Source organism: Pseudomonas sp. PDM21, from assembly GCF_014852505.2.
Lineage (GTDB): Bacteria > Pseudomonadota > Gammaproteobacteria > Pseudomonadales > Pseudomonadaceae > Pseudomonas.
This window is the reverse complement of record NZ_CM181223.1, coordinates 646,060-666,071: the sequence shown is the minus strand read 5'-3', so window position 1 is coordinate 666,071 and position 20,012 is coordinate 646,060. Positions and strand designations below refer to the sequence as shown.

Genomic DNA, 20,012 nt, shown 5'->3' with positions numbered 1-20,012 from the left:
GACAGCGAATTAAACGGCGCTATGGTCGCGACTGGCCATGACCGGGGTCAAGTCCGCAATGCCCCACAAACGCAACCGCCCTCCGAAGAGGGCGGCAGGTGGAACGGCTTCAGCTTAGTCCAGCTTCAGGCCCAGCGCCTTGGCAACGCCTTCACCGTAGGCCGGGTCGATGTTGAAGAACAGTGCCAGCTGACGACGCTGGATGGCCTCTGGCACACCCGCCATGTCACCGGCGATATTCTCGTAGAGACGCTGCCGCTGGGCTTCGTCGAACAGGCGGAACAGCGCAGCCGGCTGGCTGTAGTAGTCATCGTCAACGCGGTGGTTCCAGTGATCCGCAGTGCCTTCCAGCGTCAACGGCGGCTCGGAGTAGTCCGGCTGCTCCTGCCACTGGTTGAAGCTGTTCGGCTCGTAGGTGACGGTCATGTCGCCGTTGTTGCCGTCCACCCGCATGGCGCCGTCGCGGTGGTAGATTCGCGGGTTATTGCGCGCAGCGTTCACCGGGATCTGGTGGTGGTTCACGCCCAGGCGGTAGCGGTGCGCATCGCCGTAGGAGAACAGGCGGCCCTGGAGCATCCTGTCCGGCGAGAAGCCGATACCGGGGACGATGTTCGCCGGGCTGAAGGCGGACTGTTCGACCTCGGCGAAGTAGTTCGCCGGGTTACGGTTGAGCTCGAAGTAGCCCACCTCGATCAGCGGATAGTCGCCGTGCGGCCAGACCTTGGTCAGGTCGAACGGGTTGTATCGGTAGCTCGCAGCCTCCTTCTCAGGCATTACCTGCACATACATCTTCCAGCGCGGGAAATCGCCGCGTTCGATGGCGTCGTACAGGTCACGCTGCGAGCTTTCGCGGTCGGCGCCAACCAGCTTGGCGGCTTCCTCGTTGCTCAGGTTCTCGATGCCCTGTTGGGTCTTGAAGTGGAACTTGACCCAGAAGCGCTCGTGGCTGGCGTTGATGAAGCTGAAGGTGTGGCTGCCGAAGCCGTGGACGTGACGGTAGCTGCGCGGCAGCCCGCGATCGCTGAAGTCGATGGTCAGCTGGTGCAGGGCTTCGGGCAGGTGCGAGAAGAAGTCCCACTTCAGGGTCGCGTTGCGCAGGTTGGTGCGCGGATCGCGTTTCACCACGTGGTTCAGGTCGGGGAATTTCAGCGGGTCGCGGAAGTAGAAGACCGGGGTGTTGTTGCCCACCAGGTCCCAGTTGCCTTCCTCGGTGTAAAACTTCATGGCGAAGCCGCGGATGTCGCGCTCGGCATCCGCCGCGCCACGCTCGCCTGCCACCGTGGAAAAGCGCAGGAACAGCGGAGTCTGCTTGCCGACCTCGGAGAACAGCTTGGCGCGGCTGTACTGGGTAATGTCGTGGGTGACGGTGAAGGTGCCGTAGGCCGCGGAGCCCTTGGCATGCATGCGGCGCTCAGGGATCACTTCGCGGTCGAAGTGCGCCAGTTTCTCCAGGAACCAGACGTCCTGCAGCAGCATCGGGCCCCGCGGGCCGGCGGTCTGGACGTTCTGGTTATCGGCGACCGGCGCTCCGGCAGCAGTCGTCAGGCGGGTGTTGTCACTCATCGTTACTCTCCTCAACGGCGGGGTGTTCGAAGACCGGCGGATCACGAAGGCTGTGAGCGCGGCCCGACATCCCAGTCGGACAATTAAGCGCCTCCACCGGCGTTGCGGCTGTTGATCCAGCTCAGCAAGCAGTAGAAGTCGGCGTCGTTAAGGATCGGTGACAAGGGCATGGATCAGCCAATTTATTGATTCGAGCCGATCGATAGATAAAAACTTTTCTATGGGCGATAAAAAACCGGGCACAGGGCCCGGTTTCTTATAAGGCGTAAACCTTACTCTGCAGCTTCTACTGCTTGGCCGCCAACAGCGCGGTCAATCAGTTCGACGTATGCCATGGGGGCATTGTCGCCAGCGCGGAAGCCGCACTTCAGGATGCGCAGGTAGCCGCCCGGACGGTTGGCATAGCGCTTGCCCAGTTCGTTGAACAGCTTGCCTACGGCTTCTTTCGAACGGGTACGGTCGAAAGCGAGACGACGGTTGGCAACGCTATCCACTTTAGCCAGGGTGATCAGCGGCTCGGCAACGCGACGCAGTTCCTTGGCCTTAGGCAGGGTGGTTTTGATCAGTTCGTGTTCGAAGAGCGACACAGCCATGTTCTGGAACATAGCCTTGCGGTGCGCGCTGGTGCGGCTCAGGTGACGACCACTTTTACGATGGCGCATGGTTCAATTCCTTTCCAAACTTTACGTTCGGTAGCTACGACGATCAGGCAGTAGCCTTGTCGTCTTTCTTGAGACTTGCCGGCGGCCAGTTGTCGAGGCGCATACCGAGGGACAGACCGCGAGAGGCCAGAACGTCCTTGATTTCGGTCAGGGACTTCTTGCCCAGGTTCGGCGTTTTGAGCAGCTCTACTTCGGTGCGCTGAATCAGGTCACCGATGTAGTAGATGTTCTCTGCCTTCAGGCAGTTGGCCGAACGGACGGTCAGCTCAAGGTCATCGACCGGACGCAGCAGGATCGGATCGATCTCGTCTTCCTGCTCTTCAACAACAGGCTCGCTGTCGCCTTTGAGGTCCACGAACGCTGCCAGCTGCTGTTGCAGGATGGTAGCGGCGCGACGGATAGCCTCTTCAGGGTCCAGGGTGCCGTTGGTTTCCAGATCGAGGACCAGCTTGTCCAGGTTGGTACGCTGTTCGACACGGGCGTTTTCGACCACGTAGGCAACACGACGTACGGGGCTGAACGAGGCGTCGAGCTGAAGACGGCCAATGCTACGGCTTTCATCTTCATCGCTCGAACGGGCATCAGCCGGCTCGTAGCCACGGCCACGAGCGACTTTCAGCTTCATGTTCAGCGCGCCGTTATCGGCCAAGTGGGCGATAACATGGTCACCGTTGACGATCTCGACATCATGATCCAGCTGAATATCGGCAGCGGTCACCACACCCGAGCCCTTTTTCGCCAGGGTCAGCGTCACTTCGTCACGGCCGTGCAGCTTGATGGCCAGGCCTTTCAGGTTGAGCAGGATCTCGATGACATCTTCCTGCACACCTTCGATGGCGGAGTACTCGTGGAGTACGCCGTCGATCTCGGCCTCGACTACTGCACAGCCAGGCATGGAGGACAACAGGATGCGACGCAGCGCGTTGCCCAGGGTATGGCCGAAACCACGCTCGAGAGGCTCGAGAGTGATCTTGGCGCGGGTTTGGCTGACCACCTGCACATCGATGTGGCGGGGGGTCAGGAACTCATTTACCGAACTCTGCATGGATGCACCTATTTTCTAGCCCTTACTTGGAGTAGAGCTCGACAATCAGGTTTTCGTTGATGTCGGCGGACAGATCGGCACGAGCCGGGACACTTTTGAAGGTGCCAGCTTTCTTGTCGGTGTCCACGTCGACCCACTCAACGCGACCGCGCTGGGCGCACAGGTCCAGAGCTTGGGCGATACGCAGCTGGTTCTTCGATTTCTCGCGAACAGCAACCACGTCACCAGCTTTGACCTGGTAGGACGGTACGTTTACGGTCTGACCGTTGACGCTGATGGTCTTGTGGGACACCAGCTGACGGGATTCGGAACGAGTGGAACCGAAGCCCATACGGTAGACGACGTTGTCCAGACGGCACTCAAGCAGCTGCAGCAGGTTTTCACCCGTGGAGCCCTTGCGGCGGGACGCTTCCTGATAGTAGCCACGGAATTGACGTTCCAGAACGCCGTAGATGCGGCGAACTTTTTGCTTCTCGCGCAGCTGCAGACCGTAGTCGGACAGGCGACCACGACGCTGGCCATGCTGACCGGGAACTTGTTCTGCCTTGCACTTCGAGTCGAGGGCACGAACGCCGCTCTTCAGGAAGAGGTCAGTGCCTTCGCGGCGGGACAGTTTGCACTTGGGACCAATGTAACGAGCCATTTCTCACTGTCTCCTATTACACGCGACGCTTTTTCGGCGGACGGCAGCCGTTATGCGGGATCGGGGTTACGTCGGTGATGCTGGCGATCTTGTAACCGCAGGCATTCAGCGCACGAACAGCCGACTCGCGACCCGGGCCCGGGCCTTTGACGTTTACGTCAAGGTTCTTCAGACCGTATTCCAGAGCAGCCTGGCCGGCACGCTCGGCCGCTACCTGGGCAGCGAACGGGGTGCTCTTACGCGAGCCGCGGAAGCCCGAACCACCGGAGGTAGCCCAGGACAGAGCGTTGCCCTGACGATCAGTGATGGTAACGATGGTGTTGTTGAAGGACGCGTGGATATGCGCGATCCCGTCGACCACCGTCTTTTTGACTTTCTTGCGAGGACGAGCAGCAGGTTTTGCCATGACTAGATTCCTAAGCGATTACTTGCGGATCGGCTTACGCGGGCCCTTACGGGTGCGCGCGTTGGTCTTGGTGCGCTGACCGCGAACCGGCAGACCACGACGATGACGCAGACCGCGGTAGCAACCGAGGTCCATCAGACGCTTGATGTTCATGTTGATTTCGCGACGCAGGTCACCTTCGGTGGTCAGCTTGGCCACCTCGGTACGCAGCGAATCAATCTGCTCTTCGCTCAGCTCTTTGATCTTTACAGCCGGGCTGATGCCGGTGGCTGCACAGATGCTCTGTGCGGTAGTGCGACCAACACCATAGATGTAGGTCAGCGAGATAACAGTGTGCTTGTTATCCGGAATGTTTACGCCTGCAATACGGGCCATTCAGAAAAACTCCAATTGACAGCTACCCGGCGCCCAGGGAGCCAAGAAAGGGCGCGGATATTAGCGCTGTAAAAACAAATAATCAACCCGGCAGCACACTAGCTGCCGGGTTATAACGCGTGGTTCACACTCAGCCTTGGCGCTGCTTGTGACGCGGCTCCGAGCTGCAGATCACACGAACGACGCCTTCGCGACGGACGATCTTGCAGTTACGGCACAGCTTCTTAACCGATGCACGAACTTTCATCAGTGACTCCTCGAACCTTACGGGTCAGCGCAGCAGTCCGCTGCCATAGCCCTTCAGGTTGGCTTTCTTCATGAGGGATTCGTACTGGTGCGAAACGAGGTGCGATTGTACTTGAGCCATAAAGTCCATCACAACCACGACCACGATCAGCAACGAGGTCCCGCCAAGGTAGAACGGTACGTGGGCAGCTACGACCAGGAACTGGGGCAGCAGGCACACAGCCGTCATGTACAGGGCACCGAACATGGTCAAACGGGTCAACACGCCATCGATGTAGCGAGCCGACTGTTCACCCGGACGAATACCCGGAATAAATGCACCGGACTTCTTGAGGTTTTCCGCCACGTCCTTCGGGTTGAACATCAGCGCTGTGTAGAAGAAGCAGAAGAAAACGATCCCTGCACTAAACAGCAGAATGTTCAGCGGCTGACCAGGAGCAATCGCTTGCGCGACGTCCTGCAGCCAACCCAGGCCTTCCGACTGACCGAACCAGGCACCCAGGGATGCCGGGAACAGCAGGATGCTGCTGGCGAAAATCGCGGGGATTACACCCGCCATGTTCACTTTCAGCGGCAGATGGCTCGTCTGGGCGGCAAACACCTTGCGACCTTGCTGGCGCTTGGCGTAATGCACGGCGATACGGCGCTGACCCCGCTCGATGAACACCACGAACGCGATGATTGCCACAGCCAGGAGGCCGATGGCGATCAGGGCGAAGATGTTGATGTCACCTTGACGCGCGGACTCGAAGGACTGACCGATTGCTCGGGGCAGGCCTGCGACGATACCGGAGAAGATCAGCATGGAGATGCCGTTGCCGACACCCCGTTCGGTGATCTGCTCACCCAGCCACATCATGAACAGTGCACCCGCCACGAAGGTGGTGACCGACACGAAGTAGAAGCCGAAGTCGTTGGAGAAGGCCACGCCCTGGCTACCCAGACCAATGGACATGCCAATGGCCTGGACGAGTGCCAGGACGAGAGTTGCGTAGCGGGTGTACTGGCTGATCTTGCGACGCCCAGACTCACCCTCTTTCTTCAACTGCTCCAGCTGCGGGCTGATAGCGGTCATGAGCTGCATGATGATCGATGCCGAGATGTACGGCATGATCCCCAGTGCAAAGATACTCATGCGCTCCAGCGCGCCGCCGGAAAACATGTTGAAGAGGCTAAGAATGGTCCCCTCGTTCTGCCGGAACAGTGCCGCCAAGCGATCGGGGTTGATGCCCGGGACTGGGATATGCGCGCCGATCCGATAGACGATGATCGCCAGGAACAGGAAACGCAGACGTGCCCAGAGCTCGGACAAACCACCACCGTTGCTCAGCGCAGAGAGAGCACCTTGCTTAGCCATTTAGTCCTCGATTTTGCCGCCAGCTGCTTCGATAGCCGCACGAGCGCCCTTGGTGGCGCCGATGCCTTTCAGGGTGACTGCGCGAGTAACGTCGCCCGACAGCATGACTTTCACACGCTGTACGTTCTGGTTAATCACGTTGGCATCCTTCAGGGACTGCACGGTTACGACATCACCCTCGACCTTGGCCAGTTCGGAAGTGCGCACTTCTGCGCGATCCATGGCTTTCAGCGAGTTGAAGCCGAACTTCGGCAGACGACGGTGCAGCGGTTGCTGACCACCCTCGAAGCCCGGAGCGATGGAGCCACCGGAGCGGGAGGTTTGACCTTTGTGACCACGGCCACCGGTCTTGCCCAGACCGCTACCGATGCCACGGCCCGGACGGTGCTTTTCGCGACGGGCACCCGGCGCGGAACGCAGATCGTTCAGTTGCATGGATTAACCCTCCACACGCAGCAGGTAGTAAGCCTTGTTAATCATGCCGCGGTTTTCAGGAGTGTCCTGAACTTCGACGGTGTGATTAATGCGACGCAGGCCGAGGCCTTTGACGCAAGCCTTGTGATTGGCCAGACGGCCGTTCAGGCTCTTGATCAGGGTAACTTTGACAGTTGCCATGGTTAGAGAATCTCCTCGACGCTCTTGCCACGCTTGGCCGCTACCGACTCAGGGGACTGCATGTTCTTCAGGCCCTTGAAGGTTGCGTAGACCACGTTCACCGGATTGGTGGAGCCGTAGCACTTCGCCAGAACGTTCTGCACACCAGCAACTTCCAGGACAGCGCGCATGGCGCCGCCGGCGATGATGCCGGTACCTTCGGAAGCCGGCTGCATGTACACCTTGGAGGCGCCATGAGCGGACTTGGTCGGGTACTGCAGGGTGGTGCCGTTCAGATCAACCTGGATCATGTTGCGGCGAGCAGCTTCCATTGCCTTCTGGATGGCAGCAGGCACTTCACGCGCCTTGCCACGACCGAAGCCAACACGGCCCTTGCCATCGCCAACCACGGTCAGCGCGGTGAAGGCGAAGATACGGCCACCTTTTACGGTTTTGGCGACGCGGTTCACTTGAACCAGCTTCTCGATGTAGCCTTCGTCGCGCTTTTGATCGTTGTTTGCCATAACTTAGAACTCCAGACCGCCTTCACGAGCGGCATCAGCCAGGGCCTTGATACGACCGTGGTACTTGAAGCCAGAACGGTCGAACGCCACCTGAGTGACGCCGGCAGCCTTGGCGCGTTCCGCGACCAGTTGACCAACTTTCTTGGCTGCGTCGACGTTGCCGGTGGCAGCTTCGCGCAGTTCTTTGTCCAGGGTCGAGGCGCTGGCCAGGACCTTGCCGCCGTCGGCTGCAATGACCTGGGCGTAGATGTGCTGGGAGGAGCGGTACACGCAGAGGCGTACGGCTTCCAGTTCGCGCATCTTCAGGCGAGCCTTGCGAGCGCGGCGCAGACGGGTTTCTTTCTTGACGCTCATTTGCTATGCCCTACTTCTTCTTGGCTTCTTTACGAAGGACGACTTCGTCGGCGTAACGCACGCCCTTGCCTTTGTACGGCTCCGGCGGACGGAAGTCGCGGATTTCCGCGGCAACCTGGCCAACCAGCTGCTTGTCGATACCCTTGATCAGGATGTCGGTCTGGCTGGGGGTTTCCGCGACGATGCCGGCAGGCAGTTCGTAATCAACCGGGTGGGAGAAGCCGAGAGCCAGGGACAGCACTTGGCCTTTGGCCTGCGCTTTGTAACCAACACCAACCAGCTGGAGCTTGCGCTCGAAGCCCTGGCTGACGCCGATTACCATGTTGTTGACCAGAGCGCGGGTGGTACCGGCCATGGCACGGGTCTGCTGGTCGCCGTTACGCGCAGCGAAACGCAGCTCACCGTTGTCCTGAATGACTTCGACGGACGGATGTACTTTCAGCTCGAGAGCGCCTTTGGCACCCTTGATCGAAAGTTCCTGACCAGCCAGCTTGATTTCGACGCCGGCGGGCAGAATGACGGGGTTCTTAGCAACGCGAGACATGCTGATTCCCCTTAGAACACAGTGCAGAGCACTTCGCCACCGACGCCAGCGGCACGGGCAGCACGATCAGTCATCACACCTTTGTTGGTGGAGACGATCGAAACGCCCAGGCCGCCACGAACTTTCGGCAGCTGGTCTACGGATTTGTACTGGCGCAGGCCAGGACGGCTGATTCGCTTCACTTCCTCGATGACAGGCTTGCCTTCGAAGTACTTCAGCTCGATCGACAGCAGAGGCTTGGCCTCGGCGGTGACTTGGAAATCCGCAATATAGCCTTCGTCCTTGAGGACTTTGGCGACTGCCGCTTTCAGCTTGGAAGACGGCATGCTCACGACGGTCTTCTCAGCCATCTGGGCATTACGGATGCGAGTTAGCATGTCTGCTAACGGGTCCTGCATACTCATGGGCTTAATGCTCCTGATACAAAAGATAAGCCTTCAACTTCATAACTCGCCCTCAAAACGCCGGGCGATCTAAACCCAGGCTCGGGGGAGCCGGGTATTCTAGAGATCGCTCAAAAACGAATCAAGCCCCACGAGGGGGCTTGCTTCGCAAAGCGATCAACGGAGCCGTTGCCGACCCCGTCTAGCACTTACCAGCTGGCTTTCACCAGGCCCGGTACGTCACCGCGCATTGCCGCTTCACGCAGCTTGTTACGGCTCAGGCCGAACTTGCGGTAGTAACCGTGCGGACGACCGGTCAGGCGGCAACGGTTACGCAGGCGGCTGGCGCTCGCGTCACGCGGTTGCTTCTGCAGGGCGACCTGGGCATTCCAACGATCTTCAGCCGAAGTGCTCGGATTAGCGATGATCGCTTTCAGCTCGGCACGCTTTTTGGCGTACTTAGCTACCGTTTGCTGACGCTTCAGCTCACGGTTCTTCATGCTCTCTTTAGCCATGGTCCTACTCCAATCAGTTGCGGAACGGGAATTTGAAGGCGCGCAGCAGTGCACGACCCTCATCATCCGAACGCGCGGTGGTGGTCAGAGTGATATCCATACCGCGGAGGGCATCGATCTTGTCGTAATCGATTTCCGGGAAGATGATCTGCTCTTTGACGCCCATGCTGTAGTTGCCACGGCCGTCGAAGGACTTGGCGTTCAGACCGCGGAAGTCACGAACGCGCGGCAGAGAGATCGACAGCAGACGGTCCAGGAACTCGTACATGCGATCGCCACGCAGGGTGACTTTCACGCCGATCGGCCAGCCTTCACGAATCTTGAAACCAGCGATGGACTTACGAGCGTAAGTCACAACCGGCTTCTGACCCGCGATCTTTTCCAGATCAGCTACGGCGCTCTCGATGACTTTCTTGTCGCCGACAGCTTCGCCAAGACCCATGTTCAGGGTGATTTTGGTAACGCGCGGAACTTCCATCACGTTCGCCAGCTGAAGCTCTTGCTTCAGCTTGGGAGCGATTTCCTTCCGATAAATTTCTTTCAATCGTGCCATGGTGATCTACCTAGCTCCCTCAAGCCTGAACCGGTTTCTGGGTCGACTTGAAGACACGAATCTTCTTACCGTCTTCGACTTTGAAACCAACGCGGTCAGCCTTGTTGGTTTCAGCGTTGAAGATGGCGACGTTGGAGACGTGCAGAGGCGCCTCCTTCTCGACGATCCCGCCTTGCTGGTTGAGCATGGGGTTGGGCTTGGTGTGGCGCTTGACCAGGTTCACACCGCCAACGACCAGACGGTCGTCAGCCAGAACCTTGATCACTTTGCCACGCTTGCCCTTGTCCTTGCCGGCAATGACGATGACTTCGTCGTCACGACGAATTTTTTGCATGACGGCTACTCCTTACAGCACTTCTGGGGCAAGGGAGACGATCTTCATGAACTTCTCGGTACGAAGTTCACGAGTCACGGGCCCGAAGATACGGGTGCCGATCGGCTCCTGCTTGTTGTTCAGCAGGACGGCGGCGTTGCCGTCGAAGCGAATGATGGAACCGTCGGTACGACGTACGCCGTGCTTGGTGCGAACGACCACGGCAGTCATTACCTGGCCCTTCTTCACCTTGCCACGCGGAATTGCTTCCTTGACGGTGACCTTGATGATGTCGCCAATGCCGGCGTAGCGGCGGTGGGAACCGCCGAGCACCTTGATGCACATTACGCGACGCGCGCCGCTGTTGTCAGCGACTTCGAGCATGGATTGAGTCTGAATCATCTTCTATCTCCGACCCTTAGACTTCAACCGCGCGCTCGACGATGTCAACCAGAGTCCAGGCCTTGGTTTTGGCCAGAGGACGGGTCTCGCGAATGGTGACCAGGTCACCAATGCGGCACTGGTTGGTTTCGTCGTGGGCGTGCAGTTTGGTCGAACGCTTCACGTATTTGCCGTAGATCGGGTGCTTAACGCGGCGCTCGATCAGAACGGTGACGGTCTTGTCCATCTTGTCGCTGACGACGCGGCCAGTCAGCGTACGGACGGTTTTCTGAGCTTCAGCCATGATTACTTACCTGCTTGCTGGTTGAGCACAGTTTTCACGCGAGCGATGTCGCGCTTAACCTGCGAGAGCAGGTGAGACTGCCCCAACTGGCCAGTTGCTTTCTGCATGCGCAGATTGAACTGGTCGCGCAGCAGGCCGAGCAGTTGCTCGTTCAGCTGCTCAACGGATTTTTCACGAAGTTCATTCGCTTTCATCACATCACCGTCCGCTTAACAAAGGAGGTGGCGAGCGGCAGCTTTGCAGCAGCCAGGGCGAATGCCTCACGCGCCAGCTCTTCGGATACACCCTCGATCTCGTACAGGACCTTGCCCGGTTGAATCTGGGCTACCCAGTACTCGACGCCGCCCTTACCTTTACCCATACGTACTTCCAGGGGCTTCTTGGTAACAGGCTTGTCGGGGAATACGCGAATCCAGATCTTGCCGCCACGTTTAACGTGACGGGTCAGCGCACGACGTGCGGACTCGATCTGACGCGCGGTGAGACGGCCGCGGCTGGTTGCCTTGAGGGCGAACTCGCCGAAGCTGACTTTGGAACCGCGATGAGCCAGGCCACGGTTGTGACCGGTCATTTGCTTGCGGAACTTCGTACGCTTAGGTTGCAGCATTTGCGTACTCCTTACTTAGCAGCTTTTTTACGAGGAGCGGGCGCTACAGGCTTCAGCTCTTCCTGGCGGCCACCAATGACCTCGCCTTTGAAGATCCAAACCTTCACACCGATCACACCGTAGGTGGTGTGCGCTTCGTAGGTTGCATAGTCGATGTCGGCACGCAGGGTGTGCAGGGGCACACGACCTTCGCGATACCACTCGGTACGAGCGATTTCAGCACCGCCCAGACGACCGCTTACCTGGATCTTGATGCCTTTGGCACCAATGCGCATGGCGTTCTGTACAGCGCGCTTCATGGCGCGACGGAACATAACGCGACGCTCCAGCTGCTGAGCTACGCTCTGCGCAACCAGCATACCGTCGAGTTCCGGCTTGCGGATCTCTTCGATGTTGATGTGCACCGGCACACCCATTTGCTTGGTCAGGTCCTGACGCAGCTTCTCAACATCTTCACCTTTCTTGCCGATCACAATGCCGGGACGAGCGGTGTGGATGGTGATGCGTGCAGTCTGAGCCGGACGATGGATGTCGATACGGCTGACGGACGCGCTTTTTAGTTTGTCTTGGAGATACTCACGTACCTTCAGGTCGGCAAACAGATAATCGGCGTAAGTGCGCTTATCTGCGTACCAAACGGAGGTGTGCTCCTTGACGATACCCAGGCGGATGCCATTGGGATGTACTTTCTGACCCATCTGATCGACTCCGTTACTTGTCCGCAACCTTGACAGTGATATGGCAAGACCGCTTGACGATGCGATCAGCACGGCCTTTGGCACGCGGCATGATGCGCTTGAGCGAACGACCTTCGTTGACGAAGACGGTGGAGACTTTGAGATCGTCTACATCGGCGCCTTCGTTGTGCTCGGCGTTGGCAACGGCCGACTCCAGCACTTTCTTCATGATCTCGGCGGCTTTCTTGTTGCTGAAAGCCAGGAGGTTGAGCGCGTCGCCCACCTTCTTCCCGCGGATCTGGTCGGCGACCAAGCGGGCTTTCTGGGCGGAGATACGAGCGCCCGAGAGCTTAGCGGCTACTTCCATCTTCCTTACCCCTTAACGCTTGGCTTTCTTGTCCGCAGCGTGCCCACGATAAGTGCGGGTAGCAGCGAACTCGCCGAGTTTGTGACCGACCATGTCTTCGTTGACCAGAACCGGCACGTGTTGACGGCCGTTGTGGACAGCGATGGTCAGACCAACCATGTGCGGCATGATCATAGAACGGCGCGACCAGGTCTTGATCGGCTTGCGGTCGTTCTTTTCTACCGCCACTTCGATCTTCTTCAGCAGGTGAAGATCGATAAAAGGACCTTTTTTCAGAGAACGTGGCACTGTCGTATCCCTCTATTTACTTGCGGCGACGGACGATCATGTTGTCGGTACGCTTGTTCGCGCGAGTCTTCTTACCCTTGGTCTGAAGACCCCACGGCGATACCGGATGACGACCAGCAGAGGTACGACCTTCACCACCACCATGCGGGTGGTCGACCGGGTTCATGGCAACACCACGAACGGTCGGGCGAACGCCACGCCAGCGTTTGGCACCGGCTTTACCCAGCGAACGCAGGCTGTGCTCGGAGTTCGAGACTTCACCCAGGGTCGCACGGCAGTCAGCCAGGACTTTACGCATCTCACCGGAACGCAGACGTACGGTTACGTATGCACCTTCACGGGCTACCAGCTGAGCCGAAGCGCCAGCGGAGCGAGCGATCTGAGCGCCTTTGCCAGGCTTCAGTTCGATACCGTGGATGGTGCTACCCACCGGGATGTTGCGCAGCGGCATGTTGTTGCCGGCCTTGATCGGAGCGCCGATACCGGAGATCAGTTGATCGCCAGCCACCACGCCTTTGGGGGCGATGATGTAACGACGCTCGCCGTCCGCGTATTTCAGCAGAGCGATGTGAGCAGTACGGTTCGGATCGTATTCGACGCGTTCAACGATGGCAGGAATGCCATCCTTGTTGCGACGGAAGTCGACCAGACGATAGTGCTGCTTGTGACCACCACCGATATGACGGGTGGTGATGCGACCGTTGTTGTTACGGCCGCCCGACTTGGACTTCTTCTCGAGCAGGGGAGCGAACGGAGCACCTTTGTGCAGGTCCTGGTTCACTACCTTGACGACGAAACGACGACCAGCGGAAGTCGGTTTGCATTTAACGATTGCCATGATGCACCCCTTTACTCAGCGCCAGCTGCGAAATCGAGATCCTGGCCCGGCTGGAGAGCGATGTACGCTTTTTTCCAGTCGTTACGCTTGCCCAGGCCGCGAACGGTACGCTTGGTCTTGCCCTGAACGTTCAGGGTGGTGACGCGACGTACTTTCACGCCGAACAGGCTTTCTACGGCCTTCTTGATTTCCAGCTTGGTTGCATCAGTGGCAACCTTGAAAACGAATTGGCTGTTGCCGTCCGCCAGGCCAGTGGCCTTCTCGGAGATATGCGGGCCCAGCAGCACTTTGAATACGCGTTCCTGGTTCATGCCAGCAGCTCCTCGAACTTCTTCACGGCGGACACGGTGACCAGCACCTTGTCGTAGGCGATGAGGCTGACCGGATCGGAAGCCTGGACGTCACGCACATCGACGTGGGCCAGGTTGCGAGCTGCCAGGTACAGGTTCTCATCGACGCCTTCGGTGACGATCAGTACATCTTTCAGGCCCAGGCCTTCCAGCTTGCTGACCAGACCTTTGGTCTTCGGTGCGTCGACAGCGAAGTCGGCAACGACAACCAGACGGTCCAGACGAACCAGCTCAGAGAGGATGGAGCGCAGTGCAGCGCGGTACATCTTCTTGTTGAGCTTCTGGGAGTGATCCTGGGGCTTGGCCGCGAAGGTCGCGCCGCCGCCACGCCAGATGGGGCTACGGATGGTGCCAGCACGAGCACGACCAGTGCCCTTCTGACGCCACGGCTTCTTGCCACCACCGGAGACTTCGGAACGAGTTTTCTGAGCCTTGGTGCCCTGACGACCGCCAGCCATGTAGGCGACGACTGCCTGGTGAACCAGGGTCTCGTTGAATTCGCTACCAAAGGTACGCTCGGAAACCTCGATCGCCTGAGCGCCATTTACATTCAGTTGCATCTCAGCTTCCTCTCTTAACCGCGAGCCTTGGCTGCCGGACGCACCAGCACATCACCACCGGTAGCGCCGGGAACGGCACCTTTGACCAGCAGCAGATTGCGCTCTGCATCGACACGCACGACCTCAAGGGATTGAACGGTTACACGCTCAGCACCCATGTGGCCCGACATTTTTTTGCCCTTGAACACTCGACCAGGAGTCTGGCACTGGCCGATGGAACCCGGGACGCGGTGGGAAACGGAGTTACCGTGGGTGTTATCTTGACCACGGAAGTTCCAGCGCTTGATGGTACCGGCAAAGCCTTTACCTTTGGACTCGCCAGTAACGTCTACCAGCTGACCGGCCTGGAACAGGTCGACAGAGATGGAATCGCCTGCCTTGAACTCCTCTTCGCCCAGACGGAATTCCCACACGCCGCGACCGGCGGCGACATTCGCCTTGGCAAAGTGACCGGCTTGCGCCTTGGTCACGCGAGAAGCACGGCGCTCGCCAGCAGTTACCTGCACAGCGCGATAGCCATCGCTTTCTTCGTTTTTGAACTGGGTGACGCGATTCGGCTCGACCTCAATGACCGTGACCGGAATGGAGACACCATCTTCGGTGAAGATGCGGGTCATGCCGCACTTACGACCGACAACACCAATTGTCATCTTTAGAACCTCTTTAGTGTACGGGGCTTTCACCCGCTATGGCCGCCCATTTCAGAGCGTTACACGACCAATGCCGAAGGCATTAGCCGAGGCTGATCTGTACTTCGACGCCAGCAGCAAGGTCGAGCTTCATCAGCGCGTCGACAGTTTTGTCGGTCGGCTGAACGATGTCGAGAACACGCTTGTGGGTACGAATTTCGTACTGGTCACGAGCGTCCTTGTTGACGTGCGGGGAAATCAGCACGGTGTAACGTTCCTTGCGGGTCGGCAGAGGAATCGGACCACGCACCTGAGCCCCAGTACGTTTCGCGGTTTCCACGATTTCCTGGGTAGATTGGTCGATCAGGCGGTGATCAAAAGCCTTCAACCGAATACGGATTTGTTGATTTTGCATTTGACCTCAGACTCCAAGTTGCCATTCCCAACGGACGGACTCCGCCCGTTAAAAGGAGGCGCAATTGTACGGATGCGTCTGGGGGGTGTCAATATTTAACCAACTCAACGAAAAAGGGACCCCGAAGGGTCCCTTTTCCTGGAGCGGATCAGCGATTACTCGATGATCTTGGCAACCACGCCGGCGCCAACGGTACGGCCGCCTTCGCGAATCGCGAAGCGCAGACCATCTTCCATGGCGATCGGAGCGATCAGGGTAACAACCATTTTCACGTTGTCGCCCGGCATTACCATCTCAACGCCTTCCGGCAGTTCGCAGTTGCCGGTTACGTCGGTGGTACGGAAGTAGAACTGCGGACGGTAGCCTTTGAAGAACGGGGTGTGACGACCACCTTCTTCTTTGGACAGCACGTACACTTCGCACTCGAACTTGGTGTGCGGCTTGATGGTGCCCGGCTTGGCCAGAACCTGGCCACGCTCTACGTCTTCACGCTTGGTGCCACGCAGCAGAACGCCAACGTTCTCACCAGCACGACCTTCGTCGAGCAGCTTGCGGAACATTTCAACGCCGGTGCAGGTAGTTTTGGTAGTCGCCTTGATGCCGACGATTTCCACTTCTTCCTGGATCTTGACGATGCCACGCTCAACACGGCCAGTTACCACGGTGCCACGACCGGAGATCGAGAATACGTCTTCGATCGGCATCAGGAACGGCTTGTCGATGGCGCGCTCGGGCTCAGGGATGTACGAGTCCAGGGTTTCTACCAGCTTGCGCACGGCGGAAACGCCCATCTCGTTGTCGTCCTGGCCGTTCAGGGCCATCAGAGCGGAACCGATCACGATCGGGGTGTCGTCGCCCGGGAAGTCGTAGGTGTTCAGCAGATCGCGAACTTCCATTTCGACCAGTTCCAGCAGCTCGGCGTCGTCAACCATGTCGGCCTTGTTCAGGAACACGACGATGTAAGGAACGCCTACCTGACGGGACAGCAGGATGTGCTCGCGGGTCTGCGGCATGGGGCCGTCAGCAGCGGAGCAAACCAGGATCGCGCCGTCCATCTGGGCAGCACCGGTGATCATGTTCTTCACGTAGTCGGCGTGACCCGGGCAGTCTACGTGAGCGTAGTGGCGTACCGGCGAGTCGTATTCAACGTGAGAGGTGTTGATGGTGATACCACGAGCCTTCTCTTCCGGCGCGTTGTCGATCTGGTCGAAAGCGCGAGCGGAGCCGCCCCAGGTCTCGGAGCAGACCTTGGTCAGAGCAGCGGTCAGAGTGGTTTTGCCGTGGTCAACGTGACCGATGGTGCCGACGTTGACGTGCGGTTTGTTACGTTCAAATTTTTCTTTAGCCACGAGAGTAACCTCTACTAAAAGAGCTGAATCAAGCTTGTTTTTTGGCCAGAGCTTCGACGACGTTCGCCGGAGCTTCAGCGTACTTGGAGAATTCCATGGAGTAGCTAGCGCGACCCTGGGACATGGAACGCACGTCGGTTGCGTAACCGAACATCTCGCCCAGCGGAACCTCGGCACGGATAACCTTACCGGAAACCGAGTCTTCCATCCCCTGAATCAGACCACGACGACGGTTCAGGTCACCCATCACGTCACCCATGTAGTCCTCAGGAGTCACCACTTCCACCTTCATGATCGGCTCCAGAACCTTGCCGCCGCCCTTCTGGGCCAGCTGCTTGGTCGCCATGGAAGCAGCGATCTTGAACGCCATCTCGTTGGAGTCGACGTCGTGGTAGGAACCATCGAAGACGGTCGCCTTCAGGCCGATCAGCGGATAGCCGGCAACAACGCCGTTCTTCATCTGCTCTTCGATGCCCTTCTGGATGGCCGGGATGTATTCCTTCGGAACCACACCGCCCACGACTTCGTTGGTGAAGACCAGGCCTTCAGTGATGTTGCCCTTGTCGTCCACGTCCGGAGTCGAGAAGCGAATCCAGCAGTGACCGAACTGACCACGACCACCGGACTGACGAACGAACTTGCCTTCGATCTCGATGTTGTCCTTCGAGATGGTTTCGCGGTACGAAACCTGCGGCTTGCCAATGTTCGCCTCAACGCCGAATTCACGCTTCATGCGGTCGACGAGGATGTCCAGGTGCAGCTCACCCATACCGGAGATGATGGTCTGGCCGGTTTCTTCGTCGGTCTTGACGCGGAACGACGGGTCTTCCTGAGCCAGCTTGCCGAGGGCAATGCCCATCTTCTCCTGGTCAGCCTTGGTCTTCGGCTCAACAGCTACCGAGATTACCGGCTCCGGGAAGTCCATACGCTCGAGGATGATCGGCTTCTCGATATCGCACAGGGTGTCACCGGTGGTGACGTCCTTCATGCCAATCAGAGCAGCGATGTCGCCAGCGCGTACTTCTTTGATCTCGTCACGCTGGTTCGCGTGCATCTGCACCATACGACCAACGCGCTCTTTCTTGCCTTTCACGGAGTTGATAACGGAGTTACCAGACTCCAGAACGCCCGAGTAGACGCGAACGAAGGTCAGAGTACCTACGAACGGGTCGGTGGCGATCTTGAATGCCAGAGCCGAGAACGGAGCATTGTCGTCGGCAGGACGATCGTCCTTCGGAGCTTCGTCGCCGTCGTCGATGTGATCCGGGTGGATACCCTGGATAGCAGGGATCTCGGTCGGAGCAGGCAGGAAGTCGATCACGGCGTCGAGAACCAGGGGCACGCCCTTGTTCTTGAACGAGGAGCCGCAGACAGCCGGTACGATTTCGCAGGCGATGGTACGCAGACGCAGGCCAGCCTTGATCTCTTCGATCGACAGCTCACCCTCTTCCAGGTACTTGTTCATCAGCTCTTCGTTGGCTTCGGCAGCAGCTTCGACCATGTTGTTGCGCCACTCGGTGGCCAGCTCGACCATATCGGCAGGAATTTCTTCCTCGCGATAGGAAGTGCCCTTGTCGTCTTCGTTCCAGTAGATGGCCTTCATCTTCAGCAGGTCAACCTGACCCTGGAAGTCATCTTCTGCACCGATGGCCAGCTGAACCGGAACCGGGGTGTGCCCCAGGCGGTTCTTGATCTGACCGACGACGCGCAGGAAGTTGGCGCCGGCGCGGTCCATCTTGTTCACGTAAACGATACGCGGAACGCCGTACTTGTTGGCTTGACGCCATACGGTTTCGGACTGCGGCTCAACGCCGGAGGTGCCGCAGAACACAACGACGGCGCCGTCCAGCACGCGCAGGGAGCGCTCAACTTCAATGGTGAAGTCTACGTGGCCGGGGGTGTCGATGACGTTTACGCGGTACTTGTCGTACTGGCCGCGCGAACCTTCCCAGAAGGTGGTGATCGCAGCGGAGGTGATGGTAATACCACGCTCCTGCTCCTGCACCATCCAGTCGGTAGTGGCAGCGCCGTCATGCACCTCACCCATCTTGTGGCTGAGACCTGTGTAGAACAGGATCCGCTCGGTGGTGGTGGTCTTGCCCGCGTCAACGTGGGCACAGATACCAATGTTCCGGTAGCGGTTGATTGCTGTGTTACGAGCCATAAAGCCCTCGCAGAAGTAGTGTTGCCGTAATTAGAAGCGGTAGTGCGAGAACGCTTTGTTGGCCTCGGCCATACGGTGTACGTCTTCACGCTTCTTGACAGCGGCGCCTTTACCTTCAGCGGCGTCCATCAGTTCGCCAGCGAGACGCAGAGCCATGGACTTCTCGCCACGCTTGCGGGCGAAGTCCACCAGCCAGCGCATGGCCAGTGCATTACGACGGGACGGACGTACTTCGACCGGAACCTGGTAGGTAGCACCGCCTACACGGCGGGACTTCACTTCGACCAGCGGAGCGATGGCGTCGAGTGCTTTTTCGAAGAGTTCCAGGGGGTCGCCTTTACCGCGCTCTTTGACCTTGTCCAGAGCACCGTAAACGATACGCTCGGCAACGGCTTTCTTGCCGCTTTCCATCACGTGGTTCATGAACTTCGCCAGAATCTGGCTTCCGTATTTAGGATCGGCCAGGATCTCACGTTTGGCCGCTACACGACGTCTTGGCATTGATAAGCCCTCAAACGGTCTTCAGGTAATCCGGGACTTGATGCCCGACCTTACTCTTATCGACTCAGCAAATAGGAAAACAAAATTACTTCGGACGCTTCGCGCCGTACTTCGAACGACCCTGCTTACGGTCTTTAACGCCGGAGGTATCCAGCGAACCGCGCACGGTGTGGTAGCGAACACCCGGAAGGTCCTTTACACGACCGCCACGGATCAGCACTACGCTGTGCTCCTGCAGGTTGTGACCTTCACCACCGATGTACGAGGAAACCTCGAAACCGTTGGTCAGACGAACACGGCACACTTTACGCAGTGCGGAGTTCGGCTTCTTCGGGGTGGTGGTGTATACGCGGGTGCATACGCCGCGACGCTGAGGGCAGTTCTGCAGGGCAGGAACGCCGCTCTTGTCTACCAGGCGCTTGCGCGGTTTGCGCACCAGCTGGTTGATAGTTGCCATCTATAGCTCCACTGATTGTCTTACGACACTTAAAAACGAAAATGGGCA

33 protein-coding genes are annotated in these 20,012 nt (G+C 58.5%); all 33 read right to left on the bottom strand.

Annotated elements, in window-relative coordinates; genetic code table 11:
* Positions 1–114 precede the first annotated feature (114 nt).
* Positions 115–1,563: a catalase KatA gene (gene katA / locus IB275_RS03280; protein WP_192290593.1), complete on the bottom strand. Its 1,449-nt coding sequence runs from the start codon at positions 1,561–1,563 to the stop codon at positions 115–117.
* A 272-nt stretch (positions 1,564–1,835) separates the two neighbouring features.
* Positions 1,836–2,225: a 50S ribosomal protein L17 gene (gene rplQ / locus IB275_RS03275; RefSeq protein WP_015475338.1), complete on the bottom strand. Its 390-nt coding sequence runs from the start codon at positions 2,223–2,225 to the stop codon at positions 1,836–1,838.
* Between the two features lie 43 nt (positions 2,226–2,268).
* Positions 2,269–3,270: a DNA-directed RNA polymerase subunit alpha gene (locus IB275_RS03270; RefSeq protein WP_009617182.1), complete on the bottom strand. Its 1,002-nt coding sequence runs from the start codon at positions 3,268–3,270 to the stop codon at positions 2,269–2,271.
* Positions 3,271–3,292: 22 nt separating this feature from the next.
* A complete protein-coding gene (gene rpsD, locus IB275_RS03265) occupies positions 3,293–3,913 on the bottom strand; it encodes a 30S ribosomal protein S4 (RefSeq protein WP_054906702.1) in 621 nt (206 codons plus the stop codon).
* Between the two features lie 16 nt (positions 3,914–3,929).
* Positions 3,930–4,319 carry a 30S ribosomal protein S11 gene (gene rpsK / locus IB275_RS03260; protein ID WP_003093689.1) on the bottom strand — a complete coding sequence of 130 codons (390 nt, stop codon included), beginning with the start codon at positions 4,317–4,319 and terminating at the stop codon, positions 3,930–3,932.
* Between the two features lie 18 nt (positions 4,320–4,337).
* Entirely contained in the window at positions 4,338–4,694 is a 357-nt protein-coding gene (gene rpsM, locus IB275_RS03255; RefSeq protein WP_024767079.1) for a 30S ribosomal protein S13, read from the bottom strand.
* A 130-nt stretch (positions 4,695–4,824) separates the two neighbouring features.
* The gene (rpmJ, locus tag IB275_RS03250) at positions 4,825–4,941 is read right to left on the bottom strand and encodes a 50S ribosomal protein L36 (protein ID WP_045215308.1); all 117 of its coding nucleotides are present in this window, start codon (positions 4,939–4,941) and stop codon (positions 4,825–4,827) included.
* A gap of 24 nt (positions 4,942–4,965) precedes the next feature.
* Positions 4,966–6,297: a preprotein translocase subunit SecY gene (secY, locus tag IB275_RS03245; protein ID WP_024767080.1), complete on the bottom strand. Its 1,332-nt coding sequence runs from the start codon at positions 6,295–6,297 to the stop codon at positions 4,966–4,968.
* Complete coding sequence (gene rplO, locus IB275_RS03240) at positions 6,298–6,732, bottom strand: 50S ribosomal protein L15 (RefSeq protein WP_045215310.1); 435 nt, start codon at positions 6,730–6,732, stop codon at positions 6,298–6,300.
* 3 nt (positions 6,733–6,735) lie between these two features.
* Positions 6,736–6,912, bottom strand: coding sequence for a 50S ribosomal protein L30 (gene rpmD / locus IB275_RS03235; protein ID WP_009617174.1), 177 nt, complete (start codon positions 6,910–6,912; stop codon positions 6,736–6,738).
* A 2-nt stretch (positions 6,913–6,914) separates the two neighbouring features.
* Entirely contained in the window at positions 6,915–7,415 is a 501-nt protein-coding gene (gene rpsE / locus IB275_RS03230; protein WP_009617173.1) for a 30S ribosomal protein S5, read from the bottom strand.
* A gap of 3 nt (positions 7,416–7,418) precedes the next feature.
* Complete coding sequence (rplR, locus tag IB275_RS03225; RefSeq protein ID WP_017521897.1) at positions 7,419–7,769, bottom strand: 50S ribosomal protein L18; 351 nt, start codon at positions 7,767–7,769, stop codon at positions 7,419–7,421.
* 10 nt (positions 7,770–7,779) lie between these two features.
* Positions 7,780–8,313 carry a 50S ribosomal protein L6 gene (gene rplF / locus IB275_RS03220; protein WP_015475332.1) on the bottom strand — a complete coding sequence of 178 codons (534 nt, stop codon included), beginning with the start codon at positions 8,311–8,313 and terminating at the stop codon, positions 7,780–7,782.
* Positions 8,314–8,324: 11 nt separating this feature from the next.
* Positions 8,325–8,717, bottom strand: a complete 393-nt coding sequence (gene rpsH / locus IB275_RS03215; RefSeq protein WP_015475331.1) for a 30S ribosomal protein S8 — start codon at positions 8,715–8,717, stop codon at positions 8,325–8,327.
* Positions 8,718–8,905: 188 nt separating this feature from the next.
* On the bottom strand, positions 8,906–9,211 hold the full coding sequence (rpsN, locus tag IB275_RS03210) for a 30S ribosomal protein S14 (protein ID WP_045215313.1): 306 nt from the start codon (positions 9,209–9,211) through the stop codon (positions 8,906–8,908).
* Positions 9,212–9,224: 13 nt separating this feature from the next.
* Positions 9,225–9,764 (bottom strand): 50S ribosomal protein L5, encoded by a 540-nt coding sequence (rplE, locus tag IB275_RS03205; RefSeq protein ID WP_017521899.1) that lies wholly within the window; start codon positions 9,762–9,764, stop codon positions 9,225–9,227.
* 19 nt (positions 9,765–9,783) lie between these two features.
* Positions 9,784–10,098 carry a 50S ribosomal protein L24 gene (gene rplX / locus IB275_RS03200; RefSeq protein WP_045215317.1) on the bottom strand — a complete coding sequence of 105 codons (315 nt, stop codon included), beginning with the start codon at positions 10,096–10,098 and terminating at the stop codon, positions 9,784–9,786.
* 12 nt (positions 10,099–10,110) lie between these two features.
* A complete protein-coding gene (rplN, locus tag IB275_RS03195) occupies positions 10,111–10,479 on the bottom strand; it encodes a 50S ribosomal protein L14 (RefSeq protein ID WP_017521901.1) in 369 nt (122 codons plus the stop codon).
* Between the two features lie 16 nt (positions 10,480–10,495).
* The gene (rpsQ, locus tag IB275_RS03190) at positions 10,496–10,762 is read right to left on the bottom strand and encodes a 30S ribosomal protein S17 (RefSeq protein WP_009617165.1); all 267 of its coding nucleotides are present in this window, start codon (positions 10,760–10,762) and stop codon (positions 10,496–10,498) included.
* A 2-nt stretch (positions 10,763–10,764) separates the two neighbouring features.
* Positions 10,765–10,956, bottom strand: a complete 192-nt coding sequence (gene rpmC / locus IB275_RS03185; protein WP_003093720.1) for a 50S ribosomal protein L29 — start codon at positions 10,954–10,956, stop codon at positions 10,765–10,767.
* Positions 10,956–11,369, bottom strand: coding sequence for a 50S ribosomal protein L16 (gene rplP, locus IB275_RS03180; RefSeq protein WP_009617163.1), 414 nt, complete (start codon positions 11,367–11,369; stop codon positions 10,956–10,958). The genes rpmC and rplP overlap by 1 nt, the downstream gene beginning before the upstream one ends.
* 11 nt (positions 11,370–11,380) lie before the next feature.
* The gene (gene rpsC, locus IB275_RS03175) at positions 11,381–12,067 is read right to left on the bottom strand and encodes a 30S ribosomal protein S3 (RefSeq protein WP_015475326.1); all 687 of its coding nucleotides are present in this window, start codon (positions 12,065–12,067) and stop codon (positions 11,381–11,383) included.
* Positions 12,068–12,080: 13 nt separating this feature from the next.
* A complete protein-coding gene (rplV, locus tag IB275_RS03170; protein ID WP_015475325.1) occupies positions 12,081–12,413 on the bottom strand; it encodes a 50S ribosomal protein L22 in 333 nt (110 codons plus the stop codon).
* A gap of 12 nt (positions 12,414–12,425) precedes the next feature.
* Positions 12,426–12,701, bottom strand: coding sequence for a 30S ribosomal protein S19 (rpsS, locus tag IB275_RS03165; RefSeq protein ID WP_017521902.1), 276 nt, complete (start codon positions 12,699–12,701; stop codon positions 12,426–12,428).
* 16 nt (positions 12,702–12,717) lie between these two features.
* Positions 12,718–13,539 carry a 50S ribosomal protein L2 gene (rplB, locus tag IB275_RS03160; RefSeq protein WP_024767388.1) on the bottom strand — a complete coding sequence of 274 codons (822 nt, stop codon included), beginning with the start codon at positions 13,537–13,539 and terminating at the stop codon, positions 12,718–12,720.
* A gap of 11 nt (positions 13,540–13,550) precedes the next feature.
* Complete coding sequence (rplW, locus tag IB275_RS03155) at positions 13,551–13,850, bottom strand: 50S ribosomal protein L23 (protein WP_015475322.1); 300 nt, start codon at positions 13,848–13,850, stop codon at positions 13,551–13,553.
* Positions 13,847–14,449 carry a 50S ribosomal protein L4 gene (gene rplD / locus IB275_RS03150; protein ID WP_017521904.1) on the bottom strand — a complete coding sequence of 201 codons (603 nt, stop codon included), beginning with the start codon at positions 14,447–14,449 and terminating at the stop codon, positions 13,847–13,849. The genes rplW and rplD overlap by 4 nt, the downstream gene beginning before the upstream one ends.
* Before the next feature lie 14 nt (positions 14,450–14,463).
* Entirely contained in the window at positions 14,464–15,099 is a 636-nt protein-coding gene (gene rplC / locus IB275_RS03145) for a 50S ribosomal protein L3 (protein WP_024767389.1), read from the bottom strand.
* 82 nt (positions 15,100–15,181) lie between these two features.
* On the bottom strand, positions 15,182–15,493 hold the full coding sequence (rpsJ, locus tag IB275_RS03140; RefSeq protein WP_003243886.1) for a 30S ribosomal protein S10: 312 nt from the start codon (positions 15,491–15,493) through the stop codon (positions 15,182–15,184).
* A 155-nt stretch (positions 15,494–15,648) separates the two neighbouring features.
* Positions 15,649–16,842 (bottom strand): elongation factor Tu, encoded by a 1,194-nt coding sequence (tuf, locus tag IB275_RS03135; protein WP_054910987.1) that lies wholly within the window; start codon positions 16,840–16,842, stop codon positions 15,649–15,651.
* A 28-nt stretch (positions 16,843–16,870) separates the two neighbouring features.
* Positions 16,871–19,006, bottom strand: coding sequence for an elongation factor G (gene fusA / locus IB275_RS03130; RefSeq protein WP_045217356.1), 2,136 nt, complete (start codon positions 19,004–19,006; stop codon positions 16,871–16,873).
* Positions 19,007–19,036: 30 nt separating this feature from the next.
* Positions 19,037–19,507 carry a 30S ribosomal protein S7 gene (gene rpsG / locus IB275_RS03125; protein ID WP_015475318.1) on the bottom strand — a complete coding sequence of 157 codons (471 nt, stop codon included), beginning with the start codon at positions 19,505–19,507 and terminating at the stop codon, positions 19,037–19,039.
* An 85-nt stretch (positions 19,508–19,592) separates the two neighbouring features.
* The gene (gene rpsL, locus IB275_RS03120) at positions 19,593–19,964 is read right to left on the bottom strand and encodes a 30S ribosomal protein S12 (protein ID WP_015475317.1); all 372 of its coding nucleotides are present in this window, start codon (positions 19,962–19,964) and stop codon (positions 19,593–19,595) included.
* Between the last annotated feature and the right edge of the window lie 48 nt (positions 19,965–20,012).

Excerpts from the sequence above, each read along its gene's own strand:
- katA (WP_192290593.1), bottom strand. The coding sequence starts at position 1,563 with ATGAGTGACAACACCCGCCTGACGACTGCTGCCGGAGCGCCGGTCGCC.
- rplQ (WP_015475338.1), bottom strand. The coding sequence starts at position 2,225 with ATGCGCCATCGTAAAAGTGGTCGTCACCTGAGCCGCACCAGCGCGCAC.
- IB275_RS03270 (WP_009617182.1), bottom strand. The coding sequence starts at position 3,270 with ATGCAGAGTTCGGTAAATGAGTTCCTGACCCCCCGCCACATCGATGTG.
- rpsD (WP_054906702.1), bottom strand. The coding sequence starts at position 3,913 with ATGGCTCGTTACATTGGTCCCAAGTGCAAACTGTCCCGCCGCGAAGGC.
- rpsK (WP_003093689.1), bottom strand. The coding sequence starts at position 4,319 with ATGGCAAAACCTGCTGCTCGTCCTCGCAAGAAAGTCAAAAAGACGGTG.
- rpsM (WP_024767079.1), bottom strand. The coding sequence starts at position 4,694 with ATGGCCCGTATTGCAGGCGTAAACATTCCGGATAACAAGCACACTGTT.
- rpmJ (WP_045215308.1), bottom strand. The coding sequence starts at position 4,941 with ATGAAAGTTCGTGCATCGGTTAAGAAGCTGTGCCGTAACTGCAAGATC.
- secY (WP_024767080.1), bottom strand. The coding sequence starts at position 6,297 with ATGGCTAAGCAAGGTGCTCTCTCTGCGCTGAGCAACGGTGGTGGTTTG.
- rplO (WP_045215310.1), bottom strand. The coding sequence starts at position 6,732 with ATGCAACTGAACGATCTGCGTTCCGCGCCGGGTGCCCGTCGCGAAAAG.
- rpmD (WP_009617174.1), bottom strand. The coding sequence starts at position 6,912 with ATGGCAACTGTCAAAGTTACCCTGATCAAGAGCCTGAACGGCCGTCTG.
- rpsE (WP_009617173.1), bottom strand. The coding sequence starts at position 7,415 with ATGGCAAACAACGATCAAAAGCGCGACGAAGGCTACATCGAGAAGCTG.
- rplR (WP_017521897.1), bottom strand. The coding sequence starts at position 7,769 with ATGAGCGTCAAGAAAGAAACCCGTCTGCGCCGCGCTCGCAAGGCTCGC.
- rplF (WP_015475332.1), bottom strand. The coding sequence starts at position 8,313 with ATGTCTCGCGTTGCTAAGAACCCCGTCATTCTGCCCGCCGGCGTCGAA.
- rpsH (WP_015475331.1), bottom strand. The coding sequence starts at position 8,717 with ATGAGTATGCAGGACCCGTTAGCAGACATGCTAACTCGCATCCGTAAT.
- rpsN (WP_045215313.1), bottom strand. The coding sequence starts at position 9,211 with ATGGCTAAAGAGAGCATGAAGAACCGTGAGCTGAAGCGTCAGCAAACG.
- rplE (WP_017521899.1), bottom strand. The coding sequence starts at position 9,764 with ATGGCACGATTGAAAGAAATTTATCGGAAGGAAATCGCTCCCAAGCTG.
- rplX (WP_045215317.1), bottom strand. The coding sequence starts at position 10,098 with ATGCAAAAAATTCGTCGTGACGACGAAGTCATCGTCATTGCCGGCAAG.
- rplN (WP_017521901.1), bottom strand. The coding sequence starts at position 10,479 with ATGATTCAGACTCAATCCATGCTCGAAGTCGCTGACAACAGCGGCGCG.
- rpsQ (WP_009617165.1), bottom strand. The coding sequence starts at position 10,762 with ATGGCTGAAGCTCAGAAAACCGTCCGTACGCTGACTGGCCGCGTCGTC.
- rpmC (WP_003093720.1), bottom strand. The coding sequence starts at position 10,956 with ATGAAAGCGAATGAACTTCGTGAAAAATCCGTTGAGCAGCTGAACGAG.
- rplP (WP_009617163.1), bottom strand. The coding sequence starts at position 11,369 with ATGCTGCAACCTAAGCGTACGAAGTTCCGCAAGCAAATGACCGGTCAC.
- rpsC (WP_015475326.1), bottom strand. The coding sequence starts at position 12,067 with ATGGGTCAGAAAGTACATCCCAATGGCATCCGCCTGGGTATCGTCAAG.
- rplV (WP_015475325.1), bottom strand. The coding sequence starts at position 12,413 with ATGGAAGTAGCCGCTAAGCTCTCGGGCGCTCGTATCTCCGCCCAGAAA.
- rplB (WP_024767388.1), bottom strand. The coding sequence starts at position 13,539 with ATGGCAATCGTTAAATGCAAACCGACTTCCGCTGGTCGTCGTTTCGTC.
- rplW (WP_015475322.1), bottom strand. The coding sequence starts at position 13,850 with ATGAACCAGGAACGCGTATTCAAAGTGCTGCTGGGCCCGCATATCTCC.
- rplD (WP_017521904.1), bottom strand. The coding sequence starts at position 14,449 with ATGCAACTGAATGTAAATGGCGCTCAGGCGATCGAGGTTTCCGAGCGT.
- rplC (WP_024767389.1), bottom strand. The coding sequence starts at position 15,099 with ATGACAATTGGTGTTGTCGGTCGTAAGTGCGGCATGACCCGCATCTTC.
- rpsJ (WP_003243886.1), bottom strand. The coding sequence starts at position 15,493 with ATGCAAAATCAACAAATCCGTATTCGGTTGAAGGCTTTTGATCACCGC.
- fusA (WP_045217356.1), bottom strand. The coding sequence starts at position 19,006 with ATGGCTCGTAACACAGCAATCAACCGCTACCGGAACATTGGTATCTGT.
- rpsG (WP_015475318.1), bottom strand. The coding sequence starts at position 19,507 with ATGCCAAGACGTCGTGTAGCGGCCAAACGTGAGATCCTGGCCGATCCT.
- rpsL (WP_015475317.1), bottom strand. The coding sequence starts at position 19,964 with ATGGCAACTATCAACCAGCTGGTGCGCAAACCGCGCAAGCGCCTGGTA.